We start from the raw sequence: 11520 nt of genomic DNA, 5'->3' as shown, positions 1-11520 counted from the left end.
GGCCGGCGAGGGTCGCCGTGGGCGCGATAGGGCGGGGGCGGGGGGGCCGGGCCCCCCCCCCCCCGGTTCAGGCGGGCCGGTCGGCCACGAGCACCAGCGTCCCGGGCAGCAGCTCCCCGCGCAGCCGGCTCCAGCCGCCCCAGACCGCGTCCCCGGAGGCCCACTCGGGTTCGACGAGGTCGCGGACGGTGAACCCCGCGCCCACGAGCAGCCGCACCCAGTCCCCGACGGTGCGGTGGTGCTCGGCGTAGGTCACCGTCCCGTGCTCGTCGGCCTCGACGTAGGCGCGGCGGTCGAAGTACGAGTGGGTGGCGGTCAGCCCCTCGGGGCCGGGGACGTCCGGCAGCGCCCAGCGGACCGGGTGGGGCACGCTGGCGGCCAGCCGGCCGCCGGGCCGCAGGACGCGGGCCACCTCGGCCAGCACGCGGTCGGCGTCGGCGACGAACGGCAGCGCCCCGTAGGACGTGAACGCGACGTCGAAGGAGCGGTCGGCGAAGGGCAGGACCCGCGCGTCGCACTGCGCGAGGGGGACCCCCGCCGCGGCGGCCTCGGCCGCGCCCTCGCGCAGCATGCCCAGCGACAGGTCGGTCGCCACGACGCGGGCGCCGCGCCCGGCGACCCAGCGGGCGCACTGGGCGGCGCCGGCGCCGAACTCCAGGACGGTGCGCCCGGCGAGGTCGCCGAGCAGGCCGGCGTCGGCCTCGCGCAGCCCGTCCGGGCCCCACACGAGGTCGGAGCCGGTGCGGTCGTCGCCGAGGAAGGCGCCGTGCTCGCGGCGGTACCCGGCGGCCTCGGCGTCCCACCACGCGCGTTGCGCCGCGACGGTCTCGGCGGCGCCGACCCCGCGGCGCCCGACGCTGGGCTGGGCCATCGCGCCGTCGTGCGGGGAGCCGGCGGCGGGGTCGTCGGAGGAGGCGTCCAGGGGCTCGTGCAGGGGCTCGTGCAGGGGGTCGTCCACGCGCCGATCCTGTCAGCCCGCCGGGGGCGCTTTGCCCGCCCCGCACCCGGTGGGTAGTCTTGGACGGCGCGCGTCTGCCCGGCTGATCCTGCCCGTCCTCCCGGACCCAGGGACCTGAGGTCTGGCCGGCCCGCGTGACGGCCGGGAACCCCCGGGCGTGACACCTGCGACTGTCCCTGACGGAGCCCCTACCTCCATGACGACCACCACGACCGCGCCGGCGGGCACCACTCCTCAGATCGCGATCAACGACATCGGATCGGCTGAGGACTTCCTTGCCGCGGTCGACGCGACCATCAAGTACTTCAACGACGGTGACATCGTCTCCGGCACCATCGTGAAGGTCGACCGTGACGAGGTCCTCCTCGACATCGGTTACAAGACCGAGGGCGTCATCCCCTCGCGCGAGCTCTCGATCAAGCACGACGTCGACCCCAACGAGGTCGTCGGTGTCGGCGACGAGGTCGAGGCCCTGGTCCTCCAGAAGGAGGACAAGGAAGGCCGTCTGATCCTGTCCAAGAAGCGCGCCCAGTACGAGCGCGCCTGGGGCACCATCGAGGCCAAGAAGGAAGCCGACGAGGTCGTCGAGGGCACCGTCATCGAGGTCGTCAAGGGTGGGCTCATCCTCGACATCGGCCTCCGCGGCTTCCTGCCCGCGTCGCTGGTCGAGATGCGCCGCGTCCGCGACCTGCAGCCGTACGTCGGCCAGAAGATCGAAGCCAAGATCATCGAGCTGGACAAGAACCGCAACAACGTGGTCCTGTCCCGCCGCGCCTGGCTCGAGCAGACCCAGTCCGCGGTCCGCCAGAACTTCCTCACGACCCTGCAGAAGGGTCAGGTCCGCTCCGGCGTCGTCTCCTCGATCGTCAACTTCGGTGCGTTCGTGGACCTCGGCGGCGTCGACGGCCTGGTGCACGTCTCCGAGCTGTCCTGGAAGCACATCGACCACCCGTCCGAGGTCGTCGAGGTCGGTCAGGAAGTCACCGTCGAGGTCCTCGACGTCGACATGGACCGCGAGCGCGTCTCCCTGTCGCTCAAGGCGACCCAGGAAGACCCGTGGCAGCAGTTCGCCCGCACCCACGCGATCGGTCAGGTCGTGCCGGGCAAGGTCACCAAGCTCGTCCCGTTCGGTGCGTTCGTGCGCGTCGACGACGGCATCGAGGGCCTGGTCCACATCTCCGAGCTGGCCGAGCGCCACGTCGAGGTGCCCGAGCAGGTCGTCCAGGTCAACAGCGACATCTTCGTCAAGGTCATCGACATCGACCTGGAGCGTCGCCGGATCTCGCTGTCGCTGAAGCAGGCCGACGAGTCCCTGGCCGCGGCCGGCGAGGAGTTCGACCCCTCGCTGTACGGCATGGCCGCGGACTACGACGAGCAGGGGAACTACAAGTACCCCGAGGGCTTCGACCCCGAGACCAACGACTGGCTCGAGGGCTTCGAGGCGCAGCGCGAGGAGTGGGAGGGCCAGTACGCCCTCGCGCACGAGCGCTGGGAGCAGCACAAGAAGCAGGTCGCCGACCGCGCCGAGGCCGAGGCGAAGGCCGAGGCCGAGGGTGGCTCCGCCGCGACGAGCAGCAGCAGCAGCTCCGCCGGCAGCTCCTCGTCGGCCCCGTCCTCGTACACCTCCGAGGCTCCGGAGGCCGCGGGCACGCTCGCGTCCGACGAGGCCCTGGCGGCCCTGCGGGAGAAGCTGACCGGCGGGAACTGAGGTTCACGCTGATCGGCTGACGATCTGACGAAGGCCCCGACCGGATCCCGGTCGGGGCCTTCGTTCGTCCGCGACGGCCGCCGCGCCGGCGGTCAGCGCAGGACGGGTGGGGGAGCGGTGCTCGAGCGCACCACCAGGGCGGGGTGCAGCGCGCCGGGTTCGACGACCCGGTCGCGCAGCCGCCCGAGCAGGACGCGCACGCAGCGACGGCCGATCTCGGCGAAGTCCTGGTGCACCGTGGTGAGCGGCGGGGAGTAGAACGCGGCCTCGGGGACGTCGTCGAAGCCGACGACGGAGACGTCCTGCGGCACCCGCAGACCCTTCTGCCCGAGGGCGTTGAGCACCCCGACGGCCATGTGGTCGTTGCCGACGAACAGCGCGGTGACCGACTCCAGCGGCAGGTCGGCGACCGCGGCGTACCCCGAGGCGGCCGACCAGTCCCCGCGCAGCGGGCGGGGGACGACCCGCATGCGCTCGACGAGGGCGGTGCGCCAGCCCGTGGAGCGGGCCCGGGACTCGGCCCAGTCGCCGGGGCCGCCGATGTGGTGCACGGTCCGGTGGCCCAGGTCGAGCAGGTGGTCGGTGGCGGCGCGGGCGGCGGCGACCTCGGCCCAGTAGGCGTCGGCGACCCCGGCGCCGTCCAGGCCGGGAGCCAGCACGCAGGGGAAGGCGGCGTCGGCGGCGCGGACCGCCTCCTGCGAGGCGTCCTCGGGCACGACGGCGATGGCGCCGTCGACGGACTGGGCGCGCAGGTCCTCGAGGGCCTCCTGCACGCTGCCGGTCGAGAGGTCGGGCAGCATGACGAGGGAGACGGCGTAGCCGGCGGCGCGGGCCGCCTCCTGGATGCCGGACAGGGTCATCCCCGCCCCGTAGAGGGAGGCGTTCGCGGCGACCACCCCGATGCGGTGCGAGCGGCGGGTGACGAGGGCGCGGGCCGCGACGTTGGGGCGGTAGCCGAGCTCGGTGATGGCGGCCTGCACGCGCTCGCGGGTGCGCCGGGCGACCGAGGGGCTGCCGCGGACGACGCGCGAGACGGTCTGCTGGGACACCCCGGCGAGCTGGGCGACGTCGGCGAGGACGGGCACGCGGACGTCGCCCTCGGGGGAGCTCCCCGTGACGTCGTCGTGCTCGGGCTCGTCCGTGGACATGCGCGTCCCACTTCCTCAGGACCGGAACTCCTCGTCGAGGGCCCGGGAACGGTCGGGCGAGGGACGGCCGCGTCGACCTCGCGCCAGCAGAGTAACCCAGGATCGAGCGGGTCAGGCGGGCGCCGAGGAGGGTGCGTGCAACCGGGTGATCGGCTTGACGGCGCCGTTTGGCAACGCTAACAATGTGACCATCAGCTCAGCCCTGCCGGTGCCCGACGGGACGAGGAAGCCCGCCCCCCACACCAGCAGACCCGCGCCACCCACGGCGCACCATCCCCTTCCCCCGCGCTCCGGTGCGCGGGGGTTTCACGAGGTACAGAGGAGTCCCGCCGTGATGAAACGCCGCAGTGCCCTGGCCGTCTTCGGTGCCGGCCTCGCCCTGACCCTCGCCGCGTGCGGCGGCGGCGGTGCGGGTTCCGACACGTCCGGTTCGGGCGGCGAATCGGCCAACCCGTCGGACATCACCATCGGTGTGGCCATGCCGACCCAGACCTCCGAGCGCTGGATCGCCGACGGCAACAACGTCAAGGCGGGTCTGGAGAAGGCCGGCTACAAGGTCGACCTGCAGTACGCCAACGACGACATCCCGACCCAGTCGCAGCAGATCGACCAGATGATCACCAAGGGCGACAAGCTCCTCATCGTCGCCGCCATCGACGGCACCGCGCTGAGCAGCCAGCTGTCCGCGGCCGCGACCGCCGGTGTCAAGGTCATCTCCTACGACCGCCTCATCCGCGGGTCCAAGGACGTCGACTTCTACGTCTCCTTCGACAACTACAACGTCGGTGTGCAGCAGGGCACGTCGCTGCTGACCGGCCTGGGCCTGAAGAACGCCGACGGGTCCGAGGGCACCGCCACCGGGCCCTTCAACGTCGAGCTGTTCGCCGGTTCGCTGGACGACAACAACGCGCAGTTCTTCTGGGACGGCGCCTTCGACACCCTCAAGCCCTACATCGACTCCGGCAAGATCGTCGTGAAGTCGGGCCAGGACACGATCGACCAGGCCGCCACCCTGCGCTGGCAGCAGGAGACCGCGCAGAAGCGCATGGAGGACCTGCTGACCTCCGCGTACAACGACGGCAGCAAGGTCGACGGCGTCCTGTCCCCGTACGACGGCATCTCCCGCGGCATCCTCACCGCGCTGCAGAACGCCGGGTACGGCAACGGCGGCCAGCCGATCCCCGTCATCACCGGTCAGGACGCCGAGATCGCGTCGGTGAAGCTCATCAACGACGGCGTCCAGTACTCGACCATCTTCAAGGACACCCGCAAGCTCGCCGACGAGGCCGTCAAGGCCGCCTCGGCGATGGTCGAGGGCGAGGAGCCCGAGGCGAACGACACCGAGACGTACGACAACGGCGTCAAGGTCGTCCCGTCCTTCCTCCTCGAGTCGGAGATCGTGACGAAGGACAACGTCAAGAGCGCCCTCGTCGACACGGAGTACTACACCCAGGCCGAGGTCGACGCCGGCAAGGCCAGCTGACCTCCTCGCCCCACCCGTCCCGGGTCACCACGACCCGGGGCGGGTTTCGCGTGACCCAGCGCGCGCGCACTCCCGACCACCTCCCCGACCGACACGAGGGACGACGGTTCACCGATGACCGAGAACACCCACACCACGCACTCCGGGCCCGGACGGGCCGGGAACATCCTGGAGATGCGTTCCATCACCAAGACCTTCCCCGGGGTCAAGGCGCTGTCCGACGTCTCGCTGTCGGTCCGCCGCGGTGAGGTCCACGCGATCTGCGGTGAGAACGGCGCCGGCAAGTCGACCCTCATGAAGGTCCTGTCCGGTGTCTACCCCCACGGGACCTACGAGGGGGAGATCCACTTCGACGGTCAGCTGTCGACGTTCTCCGGCATCTCCGACAGCGAGAAGGTCGGGATCGCGATCATCCACCAGGAACTCGCGCTCGTGCCGTACCTGTCGGTCGCGGAGAACCTCTTCCTGGGCAACGAGATCAAGGGCCGCGGCGGGCTCATCGACTGGAACCGCACGAACGGCGAGGCCTCCCGGCTGCTCGCCCGCGTCGGTCTGGCCGAGAACCCGACCACGCCGATCGGTCAGCTCGGGGTCGGCAAGCAGCAGCTCGTCGAGATCGCCAAGGCGCTCAGCAAGGACGTGCGCCTGCTGATCCTGGACGAGCCGACCGCGGCGCTGAACGACAACGACTCCGCGCACCTGCTCGACCTGCTGCGCCAGCTGCGGGACGAGGGCATGACCAGCATCATCATCTCGCACAAGCTGAACGAGATCGAGGCCATCGCGGACTCGGTGACGATCATCCGCGACGGCCAGACGATCGAGACCCTCGACATGCGCGCGGACGCGGTGACCGAGGACCGCATCATCCGCGGCATGGTCGGCCGCGACCTGGACTCCCGCTACCCCGAGCGCACCTCGAACCCGGGGGAGGAGATCCTGCGGATCGAGGACTGGACCGTCGGGCACGCCTCCCAGGACCGCCTCGTCGTCGACCACGCATCGCTGAACGTGCGGGCCGGCGAGGTCGTCGGCATCGCCGGGCTGATGGGCGCCGGCCGCACCGAACTGGCGATGAGCGTGTTCGGCCGCAGCTACGGTCGCTACCTCGGCGGGCAGCTGTACCTGCACGGCAAGCCCGTCCAGGCCCGCTCGGTGCGCGAGGCCATCAAGGTCGGCCTCGCCTACGCCACCGAGGACCGCAAGAAGTTCGGCCTGAACCTCATCGACGACATCAAGCGCAACGTCTCGGCGGCGGCCCTCGACAAGCTCGCGACCGGCGGTTTCGTCGACGCGAACGAGGAGATCAAGGTCGCCGAGGACAGCAAGCGGAGCATGAACATCAAGGCTCCCACCGTGAACGCCCTGACGGGCAAGCTCTCCGGCGGGAACCAGCAGAAGGTCGTCCTGTCGAAGTGGATCTACTCCGACCCCGAGGTGCTGATCCTCGACGAGCCCACCCGCGGCATCGACGTCGGCGCCAAGTACGAGATCTACACGATCATCAACCGGCTCGTGGCGGCCGGCAAGGCCGTCATCGTCATCTCCTCCGAGCTGCCCGAGCTGCTGGGCATCTGCGACCGCATCTACACGCTGTCGGCCGGGCGCATCACCGGTGAGGTGCCGATCGAGCAGGCCTCGCAGGAGTCCCTCATGGTCCTCATGACCAAGGACCGCAGCCTGACGACCGAGCCGACCCCCCAGCCCACCCCCTCTTCCAGCGAAGAACTCACCCCGCAGGAGCGCACCGCATGAGCGGCAGCACGCTGACCAAGGACAAGCCCGCGCCGACGCCGCGCACCGGCAGCGCGAACCCCTTCGTCGCGATCACCCAGAACCTGCGCGAGAGCGGCATCTACATCGCGTTCGTCGTCGTGGTGCTGTTCTTCGCGATCCTCACCGACGGGCTGTCCCTGAGCCCGGGCAACATCACCAACATCGTCCTGCAGTACTCCTACGTGCTGGTGCTGGCCATCGGCATGCTCATCGTCATCGTCGCCGGGCACATCGACCTGTCGGTCGGCTCGGTGGTCGCGCTGACGGGGGCCGTCTCGGCCCAGCTGGTCATCGGCAGCAGCCAGCCCTGGTACGTCGGTGTCCTGGCGGCGCTCGGCGTCGGTCTCCTCATCGGGGCCTGGCAGGGCTTCTGGGTGGCCTTCATCGGCATCCCGGCCTTCATCGTGACGCTGGCGGGCATGCTGCTGTTCCGCGGCCTGACGTTCTACGTCCTGGACAACGTCTCGCTCTCGCCGTTCCCCGAGCAGTACGGCAAGGTCGCCACCGGGTTCATCAACGGCCTCATGGGCGGCTACGGCTACGACGCCTTCACGCTGTTCATCGCCGCGCTGGCCGTCGTCGCGTTCGCCGTGACCCAGGTCCGCACCCGCATCGCCAAGGTCCGCTACCAGCAGGTCGTCGACGCGATGCCGCTGTTCGTCCTGAAGATCGTCGGCGTCGCCGTCGTCGTCATGGCCTTCGCCTGGCAGCTGGCGCACAGCCGCGGCCTGCCCATCGTGCTGATCATCCTGGCCGTCCTGATCCTGGCCTACTCGACGATCATGAAGTCCTCGGTCTTCGGTCGCCAGGTCTACGCCATCGGCGGCAACCTGGCCGCGGCCCAGCTGTCCGGCGTCAACGTCCGCCGCGTGAACTTCTGGATCTTCGTCAACATGGGCTTCCTGGCCGCCGTGGCCGGGGTCATCTTCTCCTCGCGCTCCAACGGCGCCCAGCCCAGCGCCGGGAACAGCTTCGAGCTCGACGCCATCGCCGCGGCCTTCATCGGCGGCGCGGCCGTCACCGGTGGTGTCGGCAAGATCCAGGGCGCGATGATCGGTGGTCTGCTCGTCGGCGTCATCTCCAACGGGATGCAGCTGTACGGCGTGGACCAGTCCCTGCAGCAGGTCATCAAGGGCCTGGTGCTGCTGCTGGCCGTCGCCTTCGACGTCTTCAACAAGCGTCGCGGCGGGGTCCGCTGACCCTCTCCGGCCGCTGAGCGACAGGGCCCGTCCGGTTCACCGGGCGGGCCCTTCGCCTATCCTCGGCCGGGTGCTGCGCGTGGGGCTGACCGGGGGGATCGGGGCGGGCAAGTCCACCGTCTCGCGACTGTTGACGGGGCTGGGGGCGGTGCTCGTCGACGCCGACGTCCTGGCCCGCGAGGTGGTGGCCCCCGGCACGCCCGGCCTGGCGGCGGTCGTCGCGGAGTTCGGGCCCGGCGTGCTCACCGCCGACGGGTCCCTGGACCGGCCCGCGCTGGGGCGGGTCGTCTTCGCCGACCCGCAGCGCCGCGCGGCGCTGAACGCGATCGTGCACCCGCTGGTCGCCGCGCGCCGGCAGGAGCTGCGGGCGGCGGCCGCCGCGGACGCCGTCGTGGTGGAGGACGTGCCGCTGCTGGTGGAGACCGGCGCCGCGCCCGGGTACCCGCTGGTCGTGGTGGTCGACGCCGACGCTGCCGAGCGCGAGCGCCGGCTGGTCGCCGAGCGGGGGATGGACCCGGCCGACGCCCGCGCGCGGATCGCCGCCCAGGCCGGCGACGACGAGCGCCGGGCCGCCGCGGACGTGCTGCTGCCGAACCCGCGGCGGGAGCCGGGGGGGCCGGACCCGCTGCCCGCCCTGGTCGAGCGGCTGTGGCGCGAGCGGCTCCTGCCGTTCGAGGCGGGGTTGCGCGCCGGTCGCCCCGGGCCCGTCCCGGCGGGGGCGCCGACCGCGGCGGACGCGCAGCGCGTGCTGGCTCGCCTGGAGGCCGCCGCCGGACCGGCGCGGCTGGACGCGGCGGGCTCGTGGCCGCTGCGGGCGACGGTGTCCGCCGAGGGCGGACTGACCTCCGTCGGCTACGTCGGCGCAGGTCAGGGGCGGTTCGCCAGCGCCGACCCGGGGTGCGCGGTCGTGGTGGGCGTCGCGACGGACGCCGGTGGAGCGGCTCGTGTCGGAGGTCGCACCTAGTCTTCCCCCATGCGGCCGACGACAGACCTCCAGCGCCGGGTGGCCCCCTTCGAGGTGGTCTCCGAGTTCTCCCCCTCGGGTGACCAGCCCACCGCGATCGCCGAGCTGGCGAGGCGGGTGAACGCCGGCGAGCAGGACGTCGTCCTGCTGGGGGCGACGGGCACCGGGAAGTCGGCGACCACGGCGTGGCTCATCGAGCAGGTGCAGCGGCCGACGCTGGTGATGGCCCCGAACAAGACCCTCGCCGCGCAGCTGGCCAACGAGTTCCGCGAGCTGCTGCCGAACAACGCGGTCGAGTACTTCGTCTCCTACTACGACTACTACCAGCCCGAGGCGTACGTCCCGCAGTCGGACACCTACATCGAGAAGGACTCCTCGATCAACGACGAGGTCGAGCGGCTGCGGCACTCGGCGACGAACTCGCTGCTGACCCGCCGCGACGTCGTCGTGGTCGCCACCGTCTCCTGCATCTACGGCCTGGGCACGCCGCAGGAGTACGTCGACCGGATGGTGACGTTGAAGGTGGGCGACACCATCGAGCGCGACGTGCTGCTGCGCAAGTTCGTCGAGGAGCAGTACACCCGCAACGACCTCGCCTTCACCCGCGGCACGTTCCGGGTGCGCGGCGACACCGTCGAGATCATCCCGCAGTACGAGGAGCACGCGCTGCGGATCGAGTTCTTCGGCGACGAGATCGACAAGCTGTACACGCTGAACCCGCTGACGGGGGAGATCATCCGCGAGGAGGACCTCGTCTACGTGTTCCCGGCCTCCCACTACGTCGCCGGGCCCGAGCGGCTCGAGCGCGCCATCGGCACCATCGAGGCCGAGCTCACCGCGCGGCTGGCCGAGCTGGAGCAGCAGGGCAAGCTGCTGGAGGCGCAGCGGCTGCGGATGCGCACCACGTACGACATCGAGATGCTGCGGCAGGTCGGGTCCTGCTCGGGCGTCGAGAACTACTCCCGCCACCTCGACGGCCGGGAGGCGGGGTCGGCGTCGAACACGCTGCTGGACTACTTCCCCGAGGACTTCCTGCTCGTCATCGACGAGTCGCACGTGACGGTCCCGCAGATCGGCGCCATGTACGAGGGCGACATGTCCCGCAAGCGGACGCTGGTGGACTTCGGGTTCCGGCTGCCGAGCGCGATGGACAACCGGCCCCTGCGCTGGGAGGAGTTCCTCGAGCGCGTCGGGCAGACCGTCTACCTGTCGGCGACGCCGGGGGACTACGAGCTGTCCCGCGGCGACGGCGTCGTCGAGCAGATCATCCGCCCGACGGGCCTGGTCGACCCCGAGGTCGTCGTGAAGCCCACCAAGGGCCAGATCGACGACCTGCTGCACGAGATCTCGCTGCGCACCGCCAAGGACGAGCGCGTCCTGGTCACGACGCTGACGAAGAAGATGGCCGAGGACCTGACGGACTACTTCCTCGACCAGGGCGTGCGGGTGCGGTACCTGCACTCCGAGGTCGACACCCTGCGCCGGGTGGAGCTGCTGCGGGAGCTGCGGCAGGGCGAGTACGACGTCCTGGTCGGCATCAACCTGCTGCGCGAGGGGCTGGACCTGCCGGAGGTGTCGCTGGTGGCGATCCTGGACGCCGACAAGGAGGGCTTCCTGCGGTCGTCGAAGTCGCTCATCCAGACGATCGGTCGCGCGGCGCGCAACGTGTCCGGTCAGGTGCACATGTACGCCGACCGGATCACGCCCTCGATGGCCGAGGCCATCGAGGAGACCAACCGCCGGCGCGAGAAGCAGGTCGCCTACAACACCGAGCGCGGCGTCGACCCGCAGCCGCTGCGCAAGAAGATCGCGGACATCACCGACCTCATCGCCCGCGAGGACGCCGACACCGCCGAGCTGCTGGCCGCGGCCCAGGGCGGCAGCGGCCGCTCGCAGTCGCGGGGCAAGGCGCCGACGCCCGCGAAGGCCGGGGCCAGGGGCAAGGGCAAGAACGTCGGCCGCGAGGTCGGCCCGGCCCCCCGCGAGGGCCTGCCGCAGGCCGACCTGGCCCAGCTCATCCAGGAGCTGACCGACCAGATGCACTCCGCAGCGGCCGAGCTGCAGTTCGAGCTCGCCGCCCGCCTGCGCGACGAGGTGGGGGACCTGAAGAAGGAGCTGCGGGGGATGCGCGCGGCGCAGGGGGCCTAGGCGCGGGCCCGGGGGGGGGGGGGGGGGGGGGGGGGGGGGGGGGGGGGGGGGGGGGGGGGGGGGGGGGGGGGGGGGGGGGGGGGGGGGGGGGGGGGGGGGGGGGGGGGGGGGGGGGGGGGGGGGGGGGGGGGGGGGG

At 71.6% G+C, this 11520-nt stretch carries 8 protein-coding genes; 6 read left to right on the top strand and 2 right to left on the bottom strand.

Features of this window, described 5'->3' with window-relative positions:
- Positions 1-67: 67 nt before the first annotated feature.
- Complete coding sequence (locus ACRYM6_RS22620) at positions 68-871, bottom strand: class I SAM-dependent methyltransferase (RefSeq protein ID WP_432545144.1); 804 nt, start codon at positions 869-871, stop codon at positions 68-70.
- A 283-nt stretch (positions 872-1154) separates the two neighbouring features.
- On the opposite strand from ACRYM6_RS22620, the gene rpsA reads away from it, so the two are divergent.
- Positions 1155-2666, top strand: a complete 1512-nt coding sequence (gene rpsA / locus ACRYM6_RS22615) for a 30S ribosomal protein S1 (protein ID WP_432545143.1) — start codon at positions 1155-1157, stop codon at positions 2664-2666.
- 92 nt (positions 2667-2758) lie between these two features.
- Here rpsA and ACRYM6_RS22610 read toward each other — a convergent pair whose 3' ends face one another.
- A complete protein-coding gene (locus ACRYM6_RS22610; RefSeq protein ID WP_432545142.1) occupies positions 2759-3814 on the bottom strand; it encodes a LacI family DNA-binding transcriptional regulator in 1056 nt (351 codons plus the stop codon).
- Between the two features lie 334 nt (positions 3815-4148).
- On the opposite strand from ACRYM6_RS22610, the gene chvE reads away from it, so the two are divergent.
- The 5 genes from chvE (at position 4149) to uvrB (ending at position 11384) form a co-directional block, all read left to right on the top strand.
- On the top strand, positions 4149-5297 hold the full coding sequence (gene chvE, locus ACRYM6_RS22605) for a multiple monosaccharide ABC transporter substrate-binding protein (protein ID WP_432545141.1): 1149 nt from the start codon (positions 4149-4151) through the stop codon (positions 5295-5297).
- A 114-nt stretch (positions 5298-5411) separates the two neighbouring features.
- Positions 5412-7052, top strand: a complete 1641-nt coding sequence (gene mmsA, locus ACRYM6_RS22600; RefSeq protein WP_432545140.1) for a multiple monosaccharide ABC transporter ATP-binding protein — start codon at positions 5412-5414, stop codon at positions 7050-7052.
- Positions 7049-8272 (top strand): multiple monosaccharide ABC transporter permease, encoded by a 1224-nt coding sequence (gene mmsB, locus ACRYM6_RS22595; RefSeq protein ID WP_432545139.1) that lies wholly within the window; start codon positions 7049-7051, stop codon positions 8270-8272. Before mmsA ends, mmsB begins: the two co-directional genes overlap by 4 nt.
- Positions 8273-8342: 70 nt before the next feature.
- The gene (coaE, locus tag ACRYM6_RS22590) at positions 8343-9236 is read left to right on the top strand and encodes a dephospho-CoA kinase (RefSeq protein WP_432545138.1); all 894 of its coding nucleotides are present in this window, start codon (positions 8343-8345) and stop codon (positions 9234-9236) included.
- 9 nt (positions 9237-9245) lie between these two features.
- A complete protein-coding gene (uvrB, locus tag ACRYM6_RS22585; RefSeq protein ID WP_432545137.1) occupies positions 9246-11384 on the top strand; it encodes an excinuclease ABC subunit UvrB in 2139 nt (712 codons plus the stop codon).
- The last annotated feature ends 136 nt before the right edge of the window (positions 11385-11520 follow it).

The sequence above is a fragment of the Kineococcus rugosus genome (assembly GCF_050871975.1).
In the GTDB taxonomy this organism is placed as follows: Bacteria; Actinomycetota; Actinomycetes; order Actinomycetales; family Kineococcaceae; genus Kineococcus.
Note: the sequence above shows the minus strand (reverse complement) of the source record. Positions and strands in the feature narration are given on the sequence as shown.

Excerpts from the sequence above, each read along its gene's own strand:
- ACRYM6_RS22620 (WP_432545144.1), bottom strand. The coding sequence starts at position 871 with ATGGCCCAGCCCAGCGTCGGGCGCCGCGGGGTCGGCGCCGCCGAGACC.
- rpsA (WP_432545143.1), top strand. The coding sequence starts at position 1,155 with ATGACGACCACCACGACCGCGCCGGCGGGCACCACTCCTCAGATCGCG.
- ACRYM6_RS22610 (WP_432545142.1), bottom strand. The coding sequence starts at position 3,814 with ATGTCCACGGACGAGCCCGAGCACGACGACGTCACGGGGAGCTCCCCC.
- chvE (WP_432545141.1), top strand. The coding sequence starts at position 4,149 with ATGAAACGCCGCAGTGCCCTGGCCGTCTTCGGTGCCGGCCTCGCCCTG.
- mmsA (WP_432545140.1), top strand. The coding sequence starts at position 5,412 with ATGACCGAGAACACCCACACCACGCACTCCGGGCCCGGACGGGCCGGG.
- mmsB (WP_432545139.1), top strand. The coding sequence starts at position 7,049 with ATGAGCGGCAGCACGCTGACCAAGGACAAGCCCGCGCCGACGCCGCGC.
- uvrB (WP_432545137.1), top strand. The coding sequence starts at position 9,246 with ATGCGGCCGACGACAGACCTCCAGCGCCGGGTGGCCCCCTTCGAGGTG.